Below are 22,277 nucleotides of genomic sequence, written 5' to 3'. Positions count from 1 at the left end.
AGATGTCAATTGAATGTCTTGCACTCAATATATTAAAGGCAAGGTACACGAGACCTTGCCTTTATTTTACAGATTAGTTCAGGATTATTTCTTGAACGAAGCGACTACCGAAGTAGGCTAATGTCAGCATGCTGGCACCTGCTAAGGCGAACCAAGTCACTTTTTGTCCACGCCAACCTTTCTGGTAGTGACCCCACAAAAGGATGGAGTAGATAACCCAAGCGATAAAAGACAATACAGCCTTGTGTGCTTTTCCTTGAGCAAACATATCTTGTACGAAGATAAGGCCAGTCAATAAAGTACCCGTTAATAAACCATTACCAATCAAAATGATCTTGAAAAGCTGCCTTTCCACCATCATTAAAGGAGGTAAGTTAGGGTTTATCACTAGGGCTTTCTTCTTTTTAAGTTTGTGATCGAGCCAAGCGAGCTGTAGGGCGTATAGCGCACCGATGGTAAGCGTTGCGTACGAGAACAACGCCAAAGAGATGTGTACGAGCAGTTTTGGATCGTTCTCTAAATGTTTGATGAAGGTGCTTGGAAGAAAAGTGGCCGCCATCAAATTCAACGCAGCGAAGCTATAAACAACGGGCAAGATGAACCACAAACGGGTTTTGAGCATGGCACCGCTCATTACCACAGAGATAATTAAACTGATTAATGAAGCAACGTTCAAGATACTTAGGTTTTGGCCACTGGCATTAAAAATCAAATCGCCAAGCAACAAAGCATGAAAAACTAGAGCAAGTAATGCGCTGATAAGCACCGTTTTTACACGGATCCCTGTTTGGTGCACGAGACCTGGAATGATCGTGGAAATCGCCATTATATAAAGAAAGGCTGCTGCGATCGCAATAAGACTGTCCATGGTATCCATTTAAATGATTACTAATTGGTGAATTATACCTCGCATCGCTCTTTGGGGCTATGGTGAACCTCATTCAATTCCAAGTGAATAATGTCTCACATCACAAGCACGGATGATTAACGCTCTACAACGGGTATGACTCTAATCCGCGCTAATGTATACTCACAGTAATAGTCGCAGTTTTGAGCGAAGAGAAAACTATGTTTGATAATTTAACGGATCGTCTATCCAAAACGCTGAAGAACATCAGCGGTAAAGGTCGTCTGACCGAAGACAATATTAAAGAGACGCTGCGTGAAGTACGTATGGCGCTACTTGAAGCCGACGTTGCATTGCCAGTTGTCCGTGATTTTGTTAAGCGCGTAAAAAAAGGCGCTGTGGGTGTTGAGGTATCTAAATCTCTAACACCGGGTCAAGAATTCATTAAGATCGTTCAAGCTGAACTTGAAGCGGTGATGGGTGAGTCTAACGAAGCTCTTAATCTAGCAGCGCAACCGCCAGCAGTCATCTTAATGGCGGGTCTACAAGGTGCGGGTAAAACCACATCGGTAGGTAAGCTATCTAAGCTCCTGACTGAGCGTGACAAGAAGAAAGTATTGGTTGTGTCTGCCGACGTTTACCGTCCTGCGGCGATAAAACAACTTGAAACGTTAGCAAGCGATGTGGGCGTAGACTTCTTCCCGTCTTCAGCGGATCAAAAGCCTCTTGATATTGCAAACGCTGCAATCGACCATGCGAAGAAGAAATTCTACGACGTGCTGCTTGTCGATACGGCGGGTCGTTTAGCTATCGATGAAGAGATGATGGGCGAAATCAAAGAGCTTCATACGGCAATTAAGCCAGTAGAAACTCTATTCGTTGTTGATGCTATGACAGGTCAAGATGCAGCGAACACGGCTAAAGCCTTTGGTGATGCTCTACCACTAACCGGTGTTATCTTGACGAAAGTTGATGGTGATGCGCGTGGTGGTGCTGCACTGTCTGTTCGTCATATCACGGGTAAACCGATTAAATTCTTAGGTGTTGGTGAAAAAACTGATGCACTAGAACCGTTCCACCCAGATCGTGTTGCTTCTCGTATCCTAGGTATGGGCGACGTACTGTCTTTAATTGAAGACCTACAAAAGAACGTTGATAACGAGAAAGCAGAGAAACTGGCGAAGAAGTTCAAAGAGAAGAAAGGTTTTGACCTAGAAGACTTCCGTGAACAGCTTGGTCAGATGCAAAATATGGGCGGCATGATGGGCATGATGGATAAGCTTCCAGGTATGTCTCAGCTACCAGATAACGTTAAAGATAAAGTTGATGACAAGATGTTCAAGCAGATGGAAGCGATCATCAACTCTATGACAATGAAAGAGCGTCAACGCCCTGACCTAATCAAAGGCTCTCGCAAAAAGCGTATTGCTGCTGGTTCTGGTACTCAGGTACAAGATGTAAACCGTATGCTTAAACAGTTCACCCAAATGCAGAAGATGATGAAGAAAATGCAAAAAGGTGGAATGAAAGGCATGATGCGCAACATGCAAGGCATGATGGGCGGCGGTGGAGGTATGGGCGGAATGGGTGGTGGTTTTAACCCGTTTGGTCGATAATCTACAAATGTAACCTTTAGCTACGTTACTTTTCATAGTGTTAGCCGTGTCACAGAAAGTGTTCGGCAGCTATGTTGGTGAAAAAATAGCTAAAGCCCTTGCATTGCACCGGAATAAGAGTAAAATTCCGGGGCTTTAATTTGGCACGAGACCCCAAGCTATTTACTTATACTTGGGGTTAATTATTTTATTAAGAAAGCAAAGAGGACGACATGGTAACCATTCGTTTGGCACGTCACGGTGCAAAGAAGCGCCCATTTTATCAAATCGTAGTTGCGGATAGCCGTAACGCTGCAACTGGCCGTTTCATCGAGAAAGTAGGTTTCTTTAACCCTACTGCTCAAGGTCAAGAAGAAGGTCTACGTCTAGACCTAGATCGTGTTAACCACTGGGTTGGTCAAGGCGCATCTCTATCTGATCGTGTAGCTAAGCTAGTTAAAGACGCTCAAAAAGCGGCTTAATTCTTTTTTAAAGAGAAATAGCTTATGTCGATGAAGGGTAAAGAAACTATGAGCGAGCAAAACAATAGAATTGTCATGGGTAAACTTGGGTCTACCTATGGTATTCGTGGCTGGCTTAAAGTGTTCTCCTACACAGACAATGCTGAAAGCATATTTGATTACAGCCCTTGGTATTTAAACCTAAAGGGTAAGTGGGTTGAGTACAAAGTTGAGAGCTGGAAACGTCATGGCCAAGGTTATGTATGTAAGCTAGCGGGATTAGATGTTCGTGAAGACGCGCAACTGATGACTAACTTTGAAATTGCTATTGACCCTGCTTCGTTACCTGAATTGTCAGAAGATGAATTCTACTGGCGCGAATTGTTTGGTATGCAAGTTTTTACAACTAAAGGCTACAACCTTGGTGAGGTCACTGACCTGTTAGAAACTGGCTCGAACGATGTTCTAGTAATCAAAGCAAATCTTAAAGATGCTTTTGGCCAAAAGGAACGGTTAGTACCGTACCTTGAAGAGCAAGTGATCAAGAAAGTTGATCGCGAAGCTCGCCGGATCGAAGTTGACTGGGATCCTGGATTTTAACTCCAAATTACAGAGCGAGAGAACACATGTGGGTTGGCGTAATTAGCCTGTTTCCTGAAATGTTCCGTTCTGTTACTGATTTTGGAGTAACAGGTCAAGCGGTTAAGAAAGGTCTTTTATCTATTGAGACATGGAATCCTCGTGATTTCACTCATGATAAACATCGCACTGTTGATGACAGACCTTACGGTGGTGGTCCTGGCATGTTAATGATGGTTCAGCCTTTGCGCGACGCTATCAAAACTGCCAAGCAAGCAGCACCGGGGAAGACGAAAGTTATCTATCTTTCACCTCAAGGTCGTAAACTCGACCAAAAAGGTGTTGAAGAGCTGGCAACAAACGAGAATTTACTTCTTATTTGTGGTCGCTATGAAGGGGTAGATGAGCGCATCATTCAATCTGAAGTCGACGAAGAATGGTCGATTGGCGATTTTGTGATGACGGGTGGTGAGCTACCAGCCATGACGTTGATTGATTCGGTATCTCGGTTTGTTCCGGGTGTACTTGGAGATTTCGCTTCAGCAGAAGAAGATTCTTTTGCAAATGGTTTGCTAGATTGTCCCCATTATACGCGCCCTGAGGTGCTAGACGATAAAGATGTGCCATCGGTACTCAAGTCTGGAAACCATAAGGATATTCGTCGCTGGCGGTTGAAACAATCGCTGGGCCGAACTTGGCTAAGAAGACCAGAACTCCTGGAAAACCTAGCTCTGACTGACGAACAGGAACAATTACTGGCTGAATTCATTAAAGAGCATCGCTCTTAACGAAAAGCAAGCAGTAACCTATTAAATTTAGTATCAGTTTATTCTAGGAATTTATACAAATGAGCAACATCATCAAGGCTCTTGAAGAAGAGCAACTAAAATCAGACCTTCCTAAATTCGCACCAGGTGACACTGTTGTAGTTCAGGTTAAGGTAAAAGAAGGTGACCGTGAGCGTCTACAGGCTTTCGAAGGCGTTGTAATCGCTATTCGTAACCGTGGTCTACACTCTGCATTCACAGTTCGTAAGATCTCGAACGGTGAAGGCGTAGAGCGTGCGTTCCAAACTCACTCTCCAATGGTTGATAGCATCGAAGTTAAACGCCGTGGTGCAGTACGTCGTGCCAAGTTGTACTACCTACGTGAGCGTTCTGGTAAGTCAGCTCGTATTAAAGAGAAGCTTACTAAGAAGTAATTCTTTTTGCATTCTATCGATAAAAGCGGAGCCATTTGGCTCCGCTTTTTTGTGCCTGCTATTTAGCGTTTCGTAGGTAAAAGATCCCCAGCTCGCTCATCTCTTGCTCGCGAGGATTACGGACAAAACCTAAACTCATATTTAACCGTCATTCCCTAGACCGATGAAGGAAGGAGTAGGGAATCTCTACTAGCGCCATGTTAGAGACAATAAAAAAAGGACTGACGTTAAACGCCAATCCTTCAAATTCTATTCGCTATTCGCTATTCGCTTAGTACGGATCTTCTGACCAACCATCGCTATCCGACATATCCGGTGCGCCAGCGATACTGTTCTCTTCGTCTGCCCATTCTCCAAAATCAATCATCTGACATTGCTTGCTGCAAAACGGGCGATGTGGGCTTTGTTCACCCCATTCAACGTCAGCATTACATTGAGGGCATTTAACGATGGTGATTTTTTTCGACATAGTGATTCTTTATTTGGAGGTACAATAACAATGAGTTTAGGCCTGAATAAGTACTCAAGCCAAACGATAAAAGACAATTAATTAGGTGCAGATTGCTAATTCAAATTCGATATCTTGAGTGCAGGCTTGTCCAGTCTCAAAGCTCATAAATTTCACGGCAAAACGGTTTTTGTGCCCCGAGATCATCGGGTAGGCGCCGTATTGCATTGGAATAGAAAGACGTAGGATATTCGCTTCATCAGCATCGCTCTGGAAGAAACCAGCACGCGCAATTTGATCTTTAAAGTGACCTGTTTCTCTGGTTAGTTTCAGCCATAGCGTTAGCGCCTCATACAAAGGCTGTAGGCTATCCATCCACGTTTTGGCGTCTCTCATTCTCTTATCGAGAGGAAGGTGTAACCAATAATGTAGCGCAGGTAAATCAAAGCAGCATGAGCCACCAGGTAGGTTAAAGCGTTGACGAATAGCACTTAGGAAGCGGTCTTCTTTAAGTGACTGGCCAAAACGCTCTGCCTGCATCAATTCACGATAGATATTGCTAATGTCGTTGAGCAGTGAAGTCAGCATTTCTTGATCGACACCTTCAACATCTAACCAGCTTTTGTAGGTTACACGCTGCTTCTCAATATCTTTTGCGAGCTCGCTTTTGAGTTGGATCTGTTCAAAGATTTCAATCAGATCAAAGATCGAACGGAAAAAGAGTTGATACTGTTGAGCATCGGAAAATGTAGAAGACAAGTGCAGCTGCCTCAAGAGTGATTCAACTCTTAAGTAGATTCGTGTTTTCTCATTTAGAGGATGTTCAAATTTGTGGGTGATCATCGAGCAAACCTTCATTCAACATTGTTCTATTCTGACCCATCTACTGTACTGATTGCCAGATACTTTTGATGTAAATCTGTGATTTGAGGCAAAAGTTCTTGGTTTTTAGTATGGTTTTTAATCACATCATCTGCAACTGCTAAGCGTTGTTCTCTTGAAGCCTGTGATTTTAAAATTGACGCAACTTGTTCCCTAGAAACGTTATCACGATTCATCGTACGCTCTATTTGTACTTCTACTGGCACATCAACAATTAATACGCGATCAGCCATGCCTTGCATATGGTTTTCGATTAATAGAGGTGCTACTAATAAAGCATAAGGAGAGGTCACTTTAGACAGGTCACTGTCAATTTTATCGCGGATCATGGGATGAAGGAGGTCATTGAGCCACATCTTCTGTTTGGGATCTGAGAAGATTAGCTCACGCAGTTTACTTCGGTTGAGCGTGCCATCTTCAAGTAAGATAGCCTCCCCAAAATGAGCAGTAATCTGTTTGAGACCTTCGCTGCCCAGTGCTACGACTTCACGAGCCACAATATCAGCATCGACAATATCAATATTAAAATGTTCGTTGAAGAGGTTAGCCACGGTGGTTTTGCCACTGGCGATACCACCACTTAATCCTATGATCGTTGCCATGGTTAAATTCCTAGTACAGAAGTGAAATACCAACCCATGATGTCGTTACCCCACATCAAGCTTACCCATCCCGCAATCGCAAGGTAGGGGCCAAACGGAAAGGCTTTATCTATGCCTTGTTGCTTCAGTCGCAGTTGAATCAATCCGAACACAAGGCCCACTAGCGATGATAGAAGGATGATCATTGGTAGATGTTGCCAACCAAGCCATGCCCCTAATGCCGCTAGCAATTTAAAATCACCGTACCCCATCCCTTCTTTGCCAGTGAGCAGCTTGAACAGCCAGTAAACAGACCAAAGTGCTAGGTAACCAGCCATCGCTCCAACGACGGAATCTTGCAGTGATACCGGGCTGATATTAAATAAGGCCAAAGCGATACCAGACCAAACCAAAGGTAAGGTAATTTGATCCGGCAGTAACATAGTATCGAGATCGATAAAGGTCGCGGTAATCAAAGCAAAGGTGAAAAATATCAGAGCAATCGCGTAATAACTGAAACCAAAGTGGCTAGCGACTACGGTACAAAGTATCGCCGTAAGCAGTTCGACCAAAGGGTAGCGAGCACTGATTGGATTAGCACAGCTGTGGCACTTCCCCTTTAAGAACAACCAGCTTAAGACTGGAATATTGTCGACGATTCTTAATTGGGTTTTGCATTTCGGACAGGTAGAACGAGGAATGCTGAGATTAAACTTTCCCTCTGGTGCTGGAATTTTATATTGAGAAAAATACTCCGAGCACTCTTGTTGCCACTCACGCTCCATTATAATCGGTAAACGATGTATGACCACATTGAGGAAGCTACCGATAAGGAGGCTAAAAATGAAAGCTAATACGGGGAATAGCCAAGGATAGTAGTGAAATACTTCCATAGTGTCCTTTACCACTTGTTCAAGGTGAGCAGAGGTTTCTACTCATGGGTGTTTAGTTGCTTTTAACTATCCTAACACACTCATAAGATTAAAGATTGGTAAGTACATCGCGACAACAAGCCCACCCACAACTGTACCTAAAAACACGATGATCAGTGGCTCTAAAATTTTGCCTAAGTTGTCGACGGTATTGTCGACTTCAAATTCATAGATGGAAGCGACTTTATTCAGCATATCATCAAGGTTACCTGACTCTTCACCAATCATCACCATCTGTAACACCATTTCAGGGAAGGCATTGGTATTGCGCATCGCGATATACATCGGCATACCCGCGGCTGTTTCTCGGTGTACCTCGATGATCGCAGATTCATAATGCAGATTACCTGCAGTCTTTGCGGTGGTTTTGAGGCTCATTAAGATGGGAATACCAGAGCTAAAGCTGGTTGATAAGGTGCGGCTGAACTTGGCGATAGAGGCCTTTGCCATTACGCTACCAAGTACAGGAAAGCGTAACACTAAGCGGCTGGCTGATAGTCGAATCGAGTAAGAACGTTGGCACAGTTGATGAACAACCAGCGTGGTAGCCCCGATGCCTAGGGCGGTATAAAAACTGTAAGCTTGCATCCAATGAGACAGGTCGAGGACTTGTTGGGTGAACCAGGGAAGATCGGCACCAAAGCCTGAAAACATCGATTCAAACTCTGGGATGACCATGGTTAGCATGAGATAGGAGACGGTCAGCGCAACCGTGACCACCATTGCTGGATAGATAAGCGCTTTCACCACCTTAGCTTTTAACTGTTCACTTTTTTCACGATATGTCGCTAAGCGTTCAAAGACTTGTGCGAGGTTGCCGGAAAGCTCTCCCGTGGCGACTAGGTCGGTGTAGAGATCGTCAAAGTGGCGGCTTGCGGTTCGCATTGCTTTTGATATCGGGGTTCCTGCCTCAACGCCCTTACATATATGAGACAAAATAGATTTCATTTCAGCTTTGCGGTGATTGTCTGAGACTAGCTTGATGGCTTGTACAATAGGCACACCCGTAGCGAGCATGGTAGCAAGCTGTCTCGTCAAAATAGTGATGTCTTTGGCTTTGACTCGATGAGTTAAACGAGTGACGGCTGAAATACTTTTCTTTTTGATTTTCTTAATCTGGATATGCTGTTCTTTGAGCTTTTCCCGTACTTCTAATTCAGTAAGCGCTAAGGTCTGCCCAGACACTTTCTTGCCAGAACTATTGATTCCCTTCCAATGGTAGTTTTTTAGTTGTGATTGTTTGCTTTTACTACTCATTTTCGCTCCGTGAATTATAGGTATAGAACACGTTGTAGCTCTTGGTAGCTGGTGGTGCCTTCAAGCAGTTTATCTATCCCTGACTCTTGTAAAGTTCTCATGCCTTCTCGGCGTGCGAGATCTTCAATCGCTAGCGCATTGGGTTTATTGATAAGGCTGGTTTTTAGCTTGTCGGTAAACGGCATCACTTCATAGATACCCACTCGACCTGAGTAACCTTGGTTACATTCATTACACCCTTGAGAGTTAGCTTTGTAGATTATTTGGCTGTTAGGAATCGAGTGACGCAGAAATATGTCCGGCGAGTCGTCTGTTTCTTTGCAATGGTTGCACAAGCGTCTTGCCAGTCGTTGGGCTATGATTAGGCTCAATGACGAAGCAAGGTTGAAGGGCTCTATTCCCATATGAGCAAGCCGAGTCACGGTTTCTGCGGCTGAGTTAGTGTGCAGTGTTGAAAGTACTAAATGCCCGGTTTGGGAGGCTTTGATCGCGATTTCGGCGGTTTCTAAATCTCGGATTTCTCCAACCATCACGATGTCTGGGTCTTGTCGTAAAAACGATCGTAGTGCCTCGGCGAAACCAAAGCCAATCTTAGGCGTCACCTGTACCTGATTGATACCACACAGGTTAATCTCTACTGGGTCTTCAGCTGTTGAGATGTTGCGTTCAGAGGTGTTGAGTACTCGAAGTCCAGTATAAAGAGAAACCGTTTTACCGCTGCCGGTTGGCCCGGTCATTAAGATCATCCCTTGCGGGCGCTTTAGTGCATTGAGGTAGAGGGCTTTTTGAGCCTCGCTGTAACCGAGCTTATCGATATCGAGATTGGCCGCACTGCTATCAAGCAATCGCAGTACGATCTTCTCGCCCCATAAGGTAGGCAGCGTTGATACGCGCATATCAATTGCTAGTTCGTCATTTAAACGCAGTTTAATACGACCATCTTGAGGTAAGCGACGTTCGGCAATATCAAGCTTGGCGAGTATTTTCAGACGAGCGGACAGACGACGGCTTAAATGGGAAGCAGGCTGCTGTATCTCAACCAATATGCCGTCACAACGTAGTCGCACACGGTAATGCTCTTCGTAAGGTTCGAAGTGGATGTCCGATGCGCCTTTACGCACCGCATCAACCAGAATCTGATTGATAAAGCGACTCACAGGAGAGTCATCTTGGCTGAGATCTTCAATCGACGTTATTTCGTCGTCAGATACCTTCACGAGGTTAGCTAACTCATCTTGGGTGATCTCTTTACGCTTAGAATCTTGCCCTGAAATAGAGCGGCCATACAGCTTGCGTATCGCACCTTCTAATTCAGAGTAATTAGCAACAACCAATTCAATCTGTAATCCTGTCGCAAAGCGGAAGTCATCTTCAGCTTGTAAATCCGTAGGGTCGGCAGAAGCGAGTGTGAGGGTGGAGCTAGAAACTGAAATCGGGATAGCACGATATTTAGTAATCAGTTCGCGAAGCCCTAATTGGTCACGTAAGGTTTCATAGTCCGTATTGGCAAGTTGTACTAAGGGTAAGCCGAAGATGGTTTTAATGTTGTTTGCTAAGGAATCGCCGCTGAAGAAATCCAGAGCGAGCAAAGCTTCAGGTGTCGAAATGCCTGAAGCTTGTACTTGTTCCGCAACGGCTTGTTCTTGAGTCAGGCTAAGTAAGCCAGCCTGACGTAGAACGGTTGGGAGGTTAGTGAGCATTAGTTAGCTGGACACCAATCAGATACATCCGCGTTTTGTGTTCCTCCATTTGTACATGTCACTTCCCATGTTACTCCTGAGGTTGTTAAGTCAGGAGTTATGGTTATGCTGTCTCCTTCAACTAATCTTCCTTTTGTTTGGCCTGCATCGACAATTGCTTGAATCGTTGTAGCCGCATCACTAACACCAGCAACTGCTGAGACAGTAAATTCTCCTAGAGTCTGTGAATCTGGCACACCACCGTTACCTGATGAGCAATTAGCTTCGCCATTTACTAGACATATACCGAGAGACATTTTCATCGCAGATGAAGCACTTAACATTTCACTAGCGTGTGCTTTCATTGTGTAGTTTTGGTAAGCAGGCACAGCAAATGCTGACAAAATACCAATAATCGCCACTACAATCATTAATTCAATCAGCGTAAAACCTTTCTGATTTGTTCTTTTACTTTTGTTATTCATTGTTCTATTCCATTGTTTAGTTTATTTCAGTGCAGGCACTGGTTGATGGACAGAATAGAAGTCGGAATGGAGAAGTGGAATGAGATTCAGGTGTGGTCGCGAGTGGTTTGGTATTTATTAGTGTGATGTTTCATATGGCGCGCAAAATTATGCGATCGACTTAAATAAGTGATTGAAATGCTGATAATTTAAGCAATAAAAAAAGCACGGTATTTAACCGTGCCTTTAAAGATAAGCTATTTATATTTCAATAAATTAAGCTTTGAATCTCATAGATAAATCCATTGCTTTTAAGTGCTTAGTGAGTGCGCCTACCGAGATGTAATCAACACCCGTTTCAGCGAACTCTGCGATAGTGTCTAGAGTTACATTGCCTGAGTTCTCTAGTGCGGCACGGCCAGCGTTGATTTTAACCGCTTCACGCATCATGTCGGTAGTGAAGTTGTCTAGCATGATGATGTCTGCGCCAGCGTTGATTGCTTGCTCTAACTCTTCTAGGCTTTCTGTTTCAACTTCTACAGGCTTACCTGGGTTAAGCTCTTTTGCCGTAGAAATCGCTTTCTCAATGCCACCACAGGCGATGATATGGTTTTCTTTGATTAGATAAGCATCGAATACACCAATACGGTGGTTGAAACCACCACCACAAGCGACTGCGTATTTTAAAGCGCTGCGTAGGCCTGGGATCGTTTTACGAGTATCTAACAGGCGGCATTCTGTGTGCTTGATTTTATCTGCGTAGATTGCCGTCGTCGTCGCGCAGCCAGATAGCGTTTGAATGAAGTTCATTGCGTTACGTTCACCGGTTAATAGCGCGCGTGCAGGGCCAGTTAGCGTGCAAAGTGTTTGGTTTGGTTCAACCTTGTCGCCGTCTTCTACGTTCCACTCGATAGTCACTTCACCGCCTAATTGCTTAAACACTTCATCAGCCCAAGCTTTACCACAAAACACACCGTGTTCACGGGTAATGATGGTCGCGCTGTTGATTGCGTCTGCTGGGATTAGACTTGCCGTAATATCAGCCGCTGGATCGAGTGTTCCGCCTAGATCTTCTCGGATAGTCTCAGCGACTGCACGAGTGATCTCTAGAGGCAGTTGCTCTTTTAAGTAGTCAAGGCGTTGGTGGCTGTTATGTGTGTTTTTCATCGCAAATCTAATCTTGAAAGGGAGTGGGAATGGAATGATACTCTTGCTTAACTTCAAATTAAAGAGGCTAGCACGACGGCTCTATGGGCAAAGTCACAATCTATTGTGTTAGCGGAAAAGAAAGTGAGATTAAGATGACGATCAGCTCCAACGGATGGTATGACAACGCTCGGCATGTTCCTTCCCCGCATTTTGATGCTAGGCCTAGTGTTGATGATGTTTCTTTGCTGGTGGTTCACAATATTAGTTTGCCTCCCGGTGAGTTTGGAGGCCCGTATATTGAACAATTTTTTACTGGGAAATTGAACCCCGCTGAACACCCGTTTTTTCAGGTGATTCACCAAATGGGCGTGTCTGCCCATTGTTTGATTCGTCGTGATGGTGAAGTGGTGCAGTTTGTTTCGTTCTTAGACCGAGCTTGGCATGCTGGCCAGTCGAGTTTTGCTGGGCGTGAAAGGTGTAATGATTACTCTATTGGTATTGAACTCGAGGGCAGTGACTTTGCGGCTTATACCGAGCAGCAGTATCAATCCTTGTCGCAGCTGACTGAAACTCTAATGTCGAATTTTCCAGAGATCACAGAACAACGCATCACAGGACATCAATATATTGCCCCTTTGCGTAAGACTGATCCTGGTTTGGTTTTCGACTGGCAGAAATTCAAAAGAAAGCTCAAGGCCTAAGCTTCGAGTTTTAAATGATGTTACTGACAGCTAGGTATGAATAATCAACGCCTAGCATAATGACTTGTGAATTTTTGTTGTTGCTATGTAAATAAAGTGGTTGGGAGCTAAGCATCAATAAATCCAGAGTGTGACGCGCTTATCAAACGCCTAAATATTAAGACTTATGAACAGAATTTCTGTCTCTAATGTGCGCTCGGTTCGATTTTTGACCTAGTTTGACTAATCTTTCTGAAACAATTCATTTTTATCCTGAAACTTTCTAGCACGAATCCTCCCCAAAAGTATTACCCCTGTAAATGGTAAGACCAATTTGGTTGCTGTTTTAAATTTCATTTGTTAAATCACGGTTAATTCACACTGCATTCTATGATGCAGGTCAATTTTAGACTGGACAGTGGCGTTTTAATTATGTTAATTTCTGCGCAACTTAAAATTGGTATTACCAATTGTCAGCGAAGAAAAAGAAGAATAACAAACTATGGCTTATCAAAGGATTCGTCAGCCAAAACTCTCCGATGTTATCGAACAAGAGTTAGAAAGGTTGATTGTGGAGGGAACACTGGCTCCTGGGCAGCAGCTGCCACCAGAGCGCGAACTGGCGAAACAGTTCGATGTGTCTCGTCCTTCAATTCGAGAAGCCATACAACGTTTAGAAGCAAAACGCTTGCTTACTCGCCGTCAAGGTGGAGGTACGTTTGTGAGCGAAAATATCTGGAAAAGCTTTTCAGATCCTTTGCTTAATTTGTTGTCATCCCATTCTGAAACCCAACTAGACTTGTTGGAATCGCGTCATGCGATGGAAGGGATTTCGGCTTACTTTGCGGCATTGCGTGGTACTGATGAAGACTTTGCTCGAATTCAAGCATGCCAAGAAAAGATTCATGGTGCGCAAGATAAGGGTGATATTGAAGCCGAATCTGCAGCAGTGATGGCTTTTCTTATTGCTTTAACAGAGGCTGCACACAATGTGGTGTTATTGCACATTGTTCGTAGTTTGGCTCCGTTACTCGAACAAAACGTCTTAGAGAATTTAAAGCTGTTGCATCGTCGTAAAGACGTTGTGGAGAAAGTGAGTATACATCGAGCTAACATTGTAGATGCGATTGTTTCAGGGCAGCCAGAACAGGCACGTGAAATGTCACATTCTCATTTAGCTTACATCGAAGAAACATTGCTGGATTTGACGAAGGAAGAGTCGCGTCGCGAACGTTCCCTACGTCGAATTCAACAGGGTAAATAGCCGTAATACTTCGGCTTTTTACGTGTTTAGTAGAATCCAACTAACAAAAAGGATAGATCGCCATGTCTGACATGAAGCATGACGTTGATGCTCTGGAAACTCAAGATTGGTTAGAAGCTCTTGAGTCAGTAGTACGTGAAGAAGGTGTAGAACGTGCACAGTTTTTACTAGAACAAGTTCTAGATAAAGCGCGTTTAGATGGTGTTGATATGGCTACAGGCATCAACACAAACTACATCAACACAATTCCAGCAGCACAAGAGCCAGCTTACCCTGGTGACGTAACTCTTGAGCGTCGTATTCGTTCGATTATTCGCTGGAACGCAATCATGATCGTATTGCGTGCTTCTAAGAAAGACCTAGACCTTGGTGGTCATATGGCTTCTTACCAGTCAGCAGCAGCGTTCTACGAAGTATGTTTCAACCACTTCTTCCGTGCTCCAAACGAGACTGACGGTGGCGATCTAGTTTATTACCAAGGTCACATCTCTCCAGGTATCTACTCTCGTGCATTCGTTGAAGGTCGTCTAACTGAAGAGCAGCTAGATAACTTCCGTCAAGAAGTTGATGGTAAAGGTATCCCTTCTTACCCGCACCCGAAACTGATGCCTGAGTTCTGGCAATTCCCGACAGTATCTATGGGTCTTGGTCCTATCTCTGCGATCTACCAAGCGCGCTTCCTTAAGTACCTTGACGGCCGTGGCCTGAAAGAAACTTCAGCGCAACGCGTATACGCGTTCCTAGGTGACGGTGAGATGGATGAGCCAGAATCACGTGGTGCTATCTCTTTCGCTGCGCGTGAGAAGCTAGACAACCTATGTTTCCTAATCAACTGTAACCTACAGCGTCTAGACGGTCCTGTAATGGGTAACGGTAGCATCATTCAAGAACTTGAAGGCCTATTCAAAGGCGCAGGTTGGAACGTTGTTAAAGTTATCTGGGGTAGCAACTGGGATTCACTACTGGCTAAAGACACTACTGGTAAGCTTCTTCAACTAATGAACGAAACTATCGATGGTGATTACCAAACATTTAAATCTAAAGATGGCGCATACGTACGTGAGCACTTCTTTGGTAAGTACCCAGAAACAGCTGCACTCGTTGCTGATATGACTGATGACGAAATCTTCGCTCTTAAGCGTGGTGGTCACGATTCTTCTAAACTGTTTGCTGCATTCAACAATGCAAAAGAGACAAACGGTAAGCCAACGGTAATCCTAGCTAAAACTGTTAAAGGTTACGGCATGGGTGATGCAGCTGAAGGTAAGAACATTGCACACGGTGTTAAGAAAATGGACATGACTCATGTTCAACACCTGCGTGATCGCCTAGGCCTTGAAGACCTACTATCAGATGAGAAAATCGCTGAACTTCCATACCTAAAACTGGAAGAAGGTTCTGCTGAATACGAATACATGCACGCGCGTCGTAACGCTCTACACGGTTACACTCCAGCACGTCTTCCTAAGTTTACACAAGAGTTCAAGGTTCCTGAGCTAGACGCATTCGCACCTCTACTAGGTGAGCAGAAGCGTGATATCTCTACAACTATGGCTTATGTACGTACGCTAAACATCCTTCTTAAAGATAAGAACATTGGTAAGAACATCGTTCCTATCATCTGTGATGAAGCACGTACATTCGGTATGGAAGGTCTATTCCGTCAGGTTGGTATCTACAACCCACACGGTCAAGATTACACTCCAGAAGATAAAGGCATCGTTTCTTACTACAAAGAAGCAACGTCTGGTCAAGTTCTTCAAGAAGGTATCAACGAACTAGGTTCTATGGCTTCATGGGTTGCTGCTGCAACGTCATACAGCACAAACGATCTACCGATGATCCCGTTCTACATCTACTACTCAATGTTCGGTTTCCAACGTATTGGCGACATGGCATGGCTAGCAGGTGACCAACAAGCTCGTGGCTTCCTACTGGGTGCTACTGCTGGTCGTACAACGCTAAACGGCGAAGGTCTACAGCACGAAGATGGTCACTCGCACATCATGGCGAACACAGTACCTAACTGTATCTCTTACGACCCAACGTTTGCTTACGAGTTAGCGGTAATCATGCAAGACGGTATCCGTCGCATGTACGGTCCTGAGCAAGAAAACGTTTACTACTACTTAACAGTAATGAACGAGAACTACGCAATGCCAGCAATGCCAGAAGGCGCTGAAGAAGGCATCCGTAAAGGTATTTACAAGCTTGAATCTCACGCTGGTGCTAAGGGCAAAGTTCAACTAATGAGCTCTGGTACTATTATGAACGAAGCGCGTAAAGCGGCTGCAATTCTAAGTGAAGAGTACGGCGTAGCATCTGACGTATTCTCTGTAACGTCGTTCAACGAACTAACTCGTGATGGTCAAGCGGTAGAGCGTGACAACATGCTTCACCCAGAAGCGGAAGAAAAAGTACCGTACATCACAACTGTTCTTGGTAAAGAACCTGCAATCGCAGTGACTGACTACATGAAGAACTACGCTGAGCAAGTACGTGCGTACATGCCAACTGAGTCTTATAAAGTACTTGGTACAGATGGTTTCGGCCGTTCTGACAGCCGTGAAAACCTACGTCGTCACTTCGAAGTTAACGCTGGCTACATCGTAGTTGCAGCGCTAACTGAACTGGCTAAACGTGGTGATATCGAGAAATCTGTAGTTGTTGAAGCAATTGCTAAATTCGATATCGACACTGAAAAAACAAACCCACAATACGCTTAATACAGCGCTTAACTAGAAGGTAAATAAGCAATGGCAATCGAAATTAATGTACCTGACATCGGTGCGGATGAGGTTGAAGTTACTGAGATTCTTGTAAGCGTTGGCGACAAGGTTGAAGAAGAGCAGTCTCTGATCACTGTTGAAGGCGACAAAGCTTCTATGGAAGTTCCAGCGTCTCAAGCAGGTATTGTTAAAGAAATCAAAGTAGCTGAAGGCGATTCTGTTTCTACTGGTTCTCTTATCATGATTTTCGAAGCCGAGGGTGCAGCTGAAGCTGCACCTGCTCCAGCAGCAGAGGCAGCTCCAGTAGCTGCGCCTGCAGCGGCAGCAGCGGCAGAGCTTAAAGAAGTTCACGTTCCTGATATCGGCGGTGATGAAGTTGAAGTAACTGAAATCATGGTAGCTATCGGTGACGCAGTAGAAGAAGAGCAATCTCTTCTTACTGTTGAAGGTGACAAGGCTTCAATGGAAGTACCTGCACCATTCGCTGGTATCGTTAAAGAAATCAAGATCGCTTCTGGTGATTCAGTATCTACTGGTTCTCTAGTGATGGTATTTGAAGTGGCAGGTTCTGGCGCTCCAGTTGCAGCAGCTCCTGCTCCAGCACCAGTTGCAGCGGCTCCAGCAGCATCTGCTGAGAAAGAAGTGAACGTTCCTGATATCGGTGGTGACGAAGTAGAAGTTACTGAAATCATGGTAGCGGTTGGCGATACAGTAGAAGAAGAGCAATCTCTAATTACTGTTGAAGGCGACAAAGCTTCAATGGAAGTGCCTGCACCATTCGCTGGTACAGTAAAAGAGATCAAGATTGCAGCTGGTGACACAGTGTCAACAGGCTCTCTAATCATGACTTTCGTTGTGGAAGGCGCAGCTCCAGTAGCAGTAGTGGCTTCCGCTCCAGCACAAGCAGCAGCTCCGGCAGCAGCACCTGCACCTAAAGCAGAAACAGTAGCTCCAGCAGCTGGCGACTTCCAAGAGAACGGTGACTACGCGCACGCTTCTCCTGTAGTTCGTCGTCTTGCTCGTGAATTTGGCGTTAACCTTTCTAAGGTTAAAGGTACTGGTCGTAAGAGCCGTATCCTTAAAGAAGACGTTCAGTCTTACGTTAAAGATGCACTTAAGCGTCTTGAGTCTGGTGCAGCGGCATCTGGCAAAGGCGGTGACGGTTCTGCTCTTGGTCTACTACCATGGCCAAAAGTTGACTTCAGCAAGTTCGGCGAAACTGAAGTTCAGAAGCTTTCTAAGATTAAGAAGATCTCTGGCGCTAACCTGCACCGTAACTGGGTAATGATCCCTCACGTTACACAGTGGGACAACGCAGACATCACTGAGCTAGAAGCATTCCGTAAAGAACAGAACGCAATCGAAGCGAAGAAAGACACTGGTATGAAGATCACTCCACTTGTGTTCATCATGAAAGCTGTTGCTAAAGCGCTAGAAGCATTCCCAGCATTCAACTCGTCTCTTTCTGACGATGGCGAAAGCATCATTCTTAAGAAGTACGTAAACGTGGGTATCGCAGTTGATACACCAAACGGCCTAGTTGTTCCTGTTTTCAAAGATGTGAACAAGAAAGGTATTTACGAGCTATCTGAAGAACTAATGGTTGTTTCTAAGAAAGCACGCTCTGGCAAGCTAACTGCGGCAGACATGCAAGGCGGTTGTTTCACAATCTCTAGCCTTGGTGGTATTGGCGGTACTGCATTTACACCAATCGTAAATGCTCCAGAAGTAGGTATCTTAGGTGTATCTAAGTCTGAGATTAAGCCAGTTTGGAATGGTAAAGAGTTCCAACCACGTCTACAGCTTCCACTGTCTCTATCATATGATCACCGCGTGATCGATGGTGCAGAAGGTGCACGCTTCATTACTTTCTTAAACAGCGCACTATCTGACATTCGTCGTCTAGTTCTGTAATTGAGAAAGTAATTATTAAGGTGGCTTTCGGGTCACCTTAATTCTTTATATAAAGACTATTTTTAGAGAACAGTTTCCCGCATTTCTAAGAAAGCGAGAGGGAATTGTTGTCTAGCTCACAGGCTAACTTAAAGCTACTTTCACACTGTTAACATCCCTGTAAAATGTTTCCTGTTTGAAAGCCCAATAATTTTAAGAACATCTACTCAGCCTGTTAGGGATAATGACTACAAGAGGTCACAATGAGCAAAGAAATTAAAGCCCAAGTTGTTGTACTTGGTTCAGGTCCTGCTGGTTACTCAGCTGCATTCCGTTGTGCGGATTTAGGTCTAGAAACAGTACTAGTTGAACGTTACAGCACTCTTGGTGGTGTATGTCTAAACGTTGGTTGTATTCCATCAAAAGCACTTCTTCACGTTTCTAAAGTAATCGAAGAAGCTAAAGCGATGGCAGAGCACGGCGTTGTATTCGGCGAGCCACAAACTGACATCAACAAGATTCGTATCTGGAAAGATAAAGTAGTTGATCAATTAACTGGCGGTCTTGGCGGTATGGCTAAGATGCGTAACGTTACTGTTGTTAACGGTTTCGGTAAGTTCACTGGTCCTAACAGCATTCTTGTTGAAGGCGAAGGTGAAGCAACTACGGTTAACTTCGACAACGCAATCATTGCTGCGGGTTCTCGCCCAATCAAACTTCCTTTCATCCCACATGAAGACCCACGTATTTGGGATTCTACGGATGCACTAGAACTAAACGAAGTACCTGAAAAACTGCTTATCATGGGCGGCGGTATCATCGGTCTTGAGATGGGTACGGTTTACCACTCTCTAGGTTCTAAAGTTGAAGTTGTAGAGATGTTCGATCAAGTTATCCCTGCTGCGGATAAAGATATCGTTAAAGTTTTCACTAAGCGCATTAAGAACAAGTTCAAGCTAATGCTTGAAACTAAAGTGACTGCTGTTGAAGCGAAAGAAGACGGTATCTACGTATCAATGGAAGGCAAAAAAGCACCAGCTGAAGCTGAGCGCTACGATGCTGTTCTTGTTGCTATCGGTCGTGTTCCAAACGGTGCACTTATCGACGCTGAAAAAGCGGGTATCGAAGTTGATGAGCGTGGCTTTATCAATGTTGATAAGCAAATGCGTACTAACGTTCCTCACATCCACGCGATCGGTGACGTTGTTGGTCAACCAATGCTTGCTCACAAAGGTGTGCATGAAGGTCACGTAGCTGCTGAAGTTATCTCTGGTAAGAAGCACTACTTCGACCCTAAGGTTATTCCATCAATCGCGTACACTGAGCCAGAAGTTGCTTGGGTAGGTAAGACTGAGAAAGAAGCGAAAGCTGAAGGCATCAACTACGAAGTTGCTACTTTCCCTTGGGCTGCTTCTGGTCGTGCAATCGCCTCTGACTGTGCAGACGGCGTTACTAAGATGATCTTCGATAAAGATACTCATCGCGTAATCGGTGGTGCTGTTGTTGGTACTAACGGTGGTGAACTTCTTGGCGAAATCGGCCTAGCAATTGAAATGGGTTGTGATGCAGAAGATATTGCACTTACTATCCACGCTCACCCAACTCTACACGAGTCTGTTGGTCTAGCTGCTGAAGTATTCGAAGGTTCAATCACTGACCTTCCAAATAAGAAAGCAGTGAAAAAGAAAAAGTAAATACTCTTCATACTTGAAGCCGCAGCGTTGTTAACTGCGTAAGTTAACCCTAATCACATAGTAAATCTATGCTCATAGGGCTGAACTTTAGTTACTTAACAAAGAAAGGGTCGCCTAGCTGCAACTCCAATTATTTTGAGCATATCTAGATTATAAAAGCCGCTGATTCGTCAGCGGTTTTTTTATGTCTGAAGAAAATTTGGTCATCATACTTGTAGGGAATCTCTTTCAACAAATAGCAATCTATTGGTAATAAAAAAGGATTGACGCAAAACGCCAATCCTTAAATCATTTTACTCGAATCTCGAATCTCGAATCTCGAATCTCGAATCTCGAATCTCGAATCTCGAATCTCGAATCTCGAATCTCGAATCTCGAATCTCGAATCTCGAATCTACTTATAAATGCACAGCATGTTTAAGTAGCTATCCGTCAAGGTCGAAAGTTCTTCTTGCGTATCTACACGCTTCGCTTGAATGAATAGCGAGTAACAAATGCCGTGGAACAGATTCGCAAGGTGCTTAGGGTCGTGGTCGTCACAGACTTCGCCACGCTCTATCGCTTTGCTAAACATGTTTTGTAGTAACATTTGGTTAGTGCGGTTTGTGGTTACGAATAGAGGCCATACTTCATCACGGGTTGATGCGCTCCATTCAAACCATACATTCAACCAATGGCAATCGTGAGCCACCAACGTCACCATTTCAGTCGCAATATTATGTAAGTTCTCTTTTGCGTGAATATCGAGATCGATATTGTCTGAAAGGAAGTTAGAGAATTGGCGAACGACGTGGTTAAGTACTTCATCAACCAGATCTTCACGGGTTGGGAAGTAGTTAAACACGGTTGCAACTGATACCTGAGCAATGTCAGCTATATCAGCGTGCCCACCACGGCCAATGCCGCGGCGAGAGAATACCTCAAGTGCGATTTCCATCAATTGAAGTTTTCTTTTTAAAGGTGAAAGCCTAGTTCTAGGTCTCTTAGATATTGAGTCCATTTTGTTTTCCTTGCCAACGAATTTTTTATATTAATGATTTTATTATTATTTAAGCCAAGATGAGTGTAATGGTGCATATGCAAATGGTCAATCCTTTGAGCTTATTTTATAGACAGTTACATCAAACTTGATACATAAAGCGTGATCAGCATGGATGTGAAAGAAAGCGAGTATGTAACAAGGGGGCTGTGCACATTTCATTGAGAATCTAACAGTAAATTCGAGCTGTAAGGTGGTGTGGGTATTTGAGCAATGCTAGACTTACGCACAAAATTGAGCGGCACCCATGGCAGAACGGTCTAAACTTGTCGCAATCACCCAACAAAATGAGAGCAGTATGAAGCATACAGTTGAAGTCATGATCTCTGAGCAAGAAGTTCAGGATCGAGTGAATGAACTAGGTAAACAGATCACGGAACACTACAAAGGTAGTGAAGATCTTGTTTTAGTTGGCTTATTACGTGGATCTTTTGTCTTTATGGCAGATCTTGCTCGTGCTATCGATTTAACTCACCAAGTTGATTTCATGACCGCATCTAGCTACGGCAACGGTATGGAAAGCTCACGTGACGTACGTATTCTGAAAGACCTTGATGACGATATCCAAGGTAAAGACGTTCTACTTGTAGAAGATATCATCGATACAGGTAACACACTGACTAAAGTGAAAGAGATTCTAAGCCTACGTGGTCCTAAATCCATCGAAATTTGTACGCTATTAGACAAGCCTTCTCGCCGTGAAGTGATTGTTGATACTAAATGGATTGGTTTTGAAATTCCTGATGAATTCGTTGTTGGTGTGGGTATCGACTACGCACAAAAGTATCGTCACCTACCTTACATCGGTAAAGTTGTACCTCAAGAGTAATTATTACTCTGTTAAATAGTGACAAAAAAGGCTCGCACAATGCGAGCCTTTCTTATATTTGTCTATTAAACGTT

Annotated in this window: 21 protein-coding genes; 11 read left to right on the top strand and 10 right to left on the bottom strand. The window is 44.2% G+C overall.

Annotated features, from left to right (window positions below; genetic code table 11):
* Positions 1 to 73 precede the first annotated feature (73 nt).
* Positions 74 to 868, bottom strand: coding sequence for a cytochrome C assembly family protein (locus ACFI6G_RS10405; protein WP_010435882.1), 795 nt, complete (start codon positions 866 to 868; stop codon positions 74 to 76).
* Positions 869 to 1,068: 200 nt separating this feature from the next.
* Here ACFI6G_RS10405 and ffh point away from each other — a divergent pair, with 200 nt between their 5' ends.
* From ffh to rplS, 5 genes are all read left to right on the top strand, one after another.
* Entirely contained in the window at positions 1,069 to 2,463 is a 1,395-nt protein-coding gene (gene ffh, locus ACFI6G_RS10400) for a signal recognition particle protein (RefSeq protein WP_462710265.1), read from the top strand.
* A 212-nt stretch (positions 2,464 to 2,675) separates the two neighbouring features.
* The gene (rpsP, locus tag ACFI6G_RS10395) at positions 2,676 to 2,924 is read left to right on the top strand and encodes a 30S ribosomal protein S16 (protein ID WP_004410028.1); all 249 of its coding nucleotides are present in this window, start codon (positions 2,676 to 2,678) and stop codon (positions 2,922 to 2,924) included.
* A 24-nt stretch (positions 2,925 to 2,948) separates the two neighbouring features.
* Positions 2,949 to 3,503 carry a ribosome maturation factor RimM gene (gene rimM, locus ACFI6G_RS10390; protein ID WP_016768202.1) on the top strand — a complete coding sequence of 185 codons (555 nt, stop codon included), beginning with the start codon at positions 2,949 to 2,951 and terminating at the stop codon, positions 3,501 to 3,503.
* A gap of 26 nt (positions 3,504 to 3,529) precedes the next feature.
* On the top strand, positions 3,530 to 4,270 hold the full coding sequence (gene trmD, locus ACFI6G_RS10385) for a tRNA (guanosine(37)-N1)-methyltransferase TrmD (RefSeq protein WP_010435912.1): 741 nt from the start codon (positions 3,530 to 3,532) through the stop codon (positions 4,268 to 4,270).
* Positions 4,271 to 4,329: 59 nt separating this feature from the next.
* A complete protein-coding gene (rplS, locus tag ACFI6G_RS10380; RefSeq protein WP_004735514.1) occupies positions 4,330 to 4,683 on the top strand; it encodes a 50S ribosomal protein L19 in 354 nt (117 codons plus the stop codon).
* 271 nt (positions 4,684 to 4,954) lie between these two features.
* Here rplS and yacG read toward each other — a convergent pair whose 3' ends face one another.
* The 8 genes from yacG to nadC form a co-directional block, all read right to left on the bottom strand.
* Complete coding sequence (gene yacG / locus ACFI6G_RS10375) at positions 4,955 to 5,152, bottom strand: DNA gyrase inhibitor YacG (RefSeq protein ID WP_010435916.1); 198 nt, start codon at positions 5,150 to 5,152, stop codon at positions 4,955 to 4,957.
* An 81-nt stretch (positions 5,153 to 5,233) separates the two neighbouring features.
* Positions 5,234 to 5,974: a cell division protein ZapD gene (gene zapD, locus ACFI6G_RS10370; protein ID WP_010435917.1), complete on the bottom strand. Its 741-nt coding sequence runs from the start codon at positions 5,972 to 5,974 to the stop codon at positions 5,234 to 5,236.
* A gap of 26 nt (positions 5,975 to 6,000) precedes the next feature.
* Positions 6,001 to 6,615: a dephospho-CoA kinase gene (gene coaE / locus ACFI6G_RS10365; protein WP_016795166.1), complete on the bottom strand. Its 615-nt coding sequence runs from the start codon at positions 6,613 to 6,615 to the stop codon at positions 6,001 to 6,003.
* Positions 6,616 to 6,617: 2 nt separating this feature from the next.
* Positions 6,618 to 7,487: a prepilin peptidase gene (locus tag ACFI6G_RS10360; protein WP_016795167.1), complete on the bottom strand. Its 870-nt coding sequence runs from the start codon at positions 7,485 to 7,487 to the stop codon at positions 6,618 to 6,620.
* Between the two features lie 66 nt (positions 7,488 to 7,553).
* The gene (locus ACFI6G_RS10355) at positions 7,554 to 8,783 is read right to left on the bottom strand and encodes a type II secretion system F family protein (RefSeq protein WP_016795168.1); all 1,230 of its coding nucleotides are present in this window, start codon (positions 8,781 to 8,783) and stop codon (positions 7,554 to 7,556) included.
* Positions 8,784 to 8,797: 14 nt separating this feature from the next.
* Positions 8,798 to 10,483 (bottom strand): type IV-A pilus assembly ATPase PilB, encoded by a 1,686-nt coding sequence (gene pilB, locus ACFI6G_RS10350; protein ID WP_102265617.1) that lies wholly within the window; start codon positions 10,481 to 10,483, stop codon positions 8,798 to 8,800.
* The gene (locus ACFI6G_RS10345) at positions 10,483 to 10,947 is read right to left on the bottom strand and encodes a pilin (RefSeq protein WP_261895004.1); all 465 of its coding nucleotides are present in this window, start codon (positions 10,945 to 10,947) and stop codon (positions 10,483 to 10,485) included. The genes pilB and ACFI6G_RS10345 overlap by 1 nt, the downstream gene beginning before the upstream one ends.
* A 255-nt stretch (positions 10,948 to 11,202) precedes the next feature.
* Positions 11,203 to 12,093, bottom strand: coding sequence for a carboxylating nicotinate-nucleotide diphosphorylase (nadC, locus tag ACFI6G_RS10340; protein ID WP_248389215.1), 891 nt, complete (start codon positions 12,091 to 12,093; stop codon positions 11,203 to 11,205).
* Positions 12,094 to 12,176: 83 nt separating this feature from the next.
* On the opposite strand from nadC, the gene ampD reads away from it, so the two are divergent.
* From ampD to lpdA, 5 genes are all read left to right on the top strand, one after another.
* Entirely contained in the window at positions 12,177 to 12,776 is a 600-nt protein-coding gene (ampD, locus tag ACFI6G_RS10335) for a 1,6-anhydro-N-acetylmuramyl-L-alanine amidase AmpD (protein WP_016791286.1), read from the top strand.
* A 481-nt stretch (positions 12,777 to 13,257) separates the two neighbouring features.
* Positions 13,258 to 14,019 carry a pyruvate dehydrogenase complex transcriptional repressor PdhR gene (pdhR, locus tag ACFI6G_RS10330; protein ID WP_016768209.1) on the top strand — a complete coding sequence of 254 codons (762 nt, stop codon included), beginning with the start codon at positions 13,258 to 13,260 and terminating at the stop codon, positions 14,017 to 14,019.
* 62 nt (positions 14,020 to 14,081) lie between these two features.
* Positions 14,082 to 16,745, top strand: a complete 2,664-nt coding sequence (gene aceE, locus ACFI6G_RS10325; protein ID WP_016768210.1) for a pyruvate dehydrogenase (acetyl-transferring), homodimeric type — start codon at positions 14,082 to 14,084, stop codon at positions 16,743 to 16,745.
* A 30-nt stretch (positions 16,746 to 16,775) separates the two neighbouring features.
* Complete coding sequence (aceF, locus tag ACFI6G_RS10320) at positions 16,776 to 18,662, top strand: pyruvate dehydrogenase complex dihydrolipoyllysine-residue acetyltransferase (RefSeq protein ID WP_102363583.1); 1,887 nt, start codon at positions 16,776 to 16,778, stop codon at positions 18,660 to 18,662.
* Between the two features lie 242 nt (positions 18,663 to 18,904).
* A complete protein-coding gene (gene lpdA / locus ACFI6G_RS10315; RefSeq protein WP_010435969.1) occupies positions 18,905 to 20,335 on the top strand; it encodes a dihydrolipoyl dehydrogenase in 1,431 nt (476 codons plus the stop codon).
* Between the two features lie 394 nt (positions 20,336 to 20,729).
* Here lpdA and ACFI6G_RS10310 read toward each other — a convergent pair whose 3' ends face one another.
* A complete protein-coding gene (locus ACFI6G_RS10310; protein ID WP_010435971.1) occupies positions 20,730 to 21,335 on the bottom strand; it encodes a LuxR/HapR/OpaR family quorum-sensing transcriptional regulator in 606 nt (201 codons plus the stop codon).
* 337 nt (positions 21,336 to 21,672) lie between these two features.
* Here ACFI6G_RS10310 and hpt point away from each other — a divergent pair, with 337 nt between their 5' ends.
* Entirely contained in the window at positions 21,673 to 22,203 is a 531-nt protein-coding gene (gene hpt, locus ACFI6G_RS10305) for a hypoxanthine phosphoribosyltransferase (protein ID WP_016784912.1), read from the top strand.
* Positions 22,204 to 22,277 lie beyond the last annotated feature (74 nt).

The organism is Vibrio sp. PSi01, from assembly GCF_054960695.1.
Note: the sequence above shows the minus strand (reverse complement) of the source record. Positions and strands in the feature narration are given on the sequence as shown.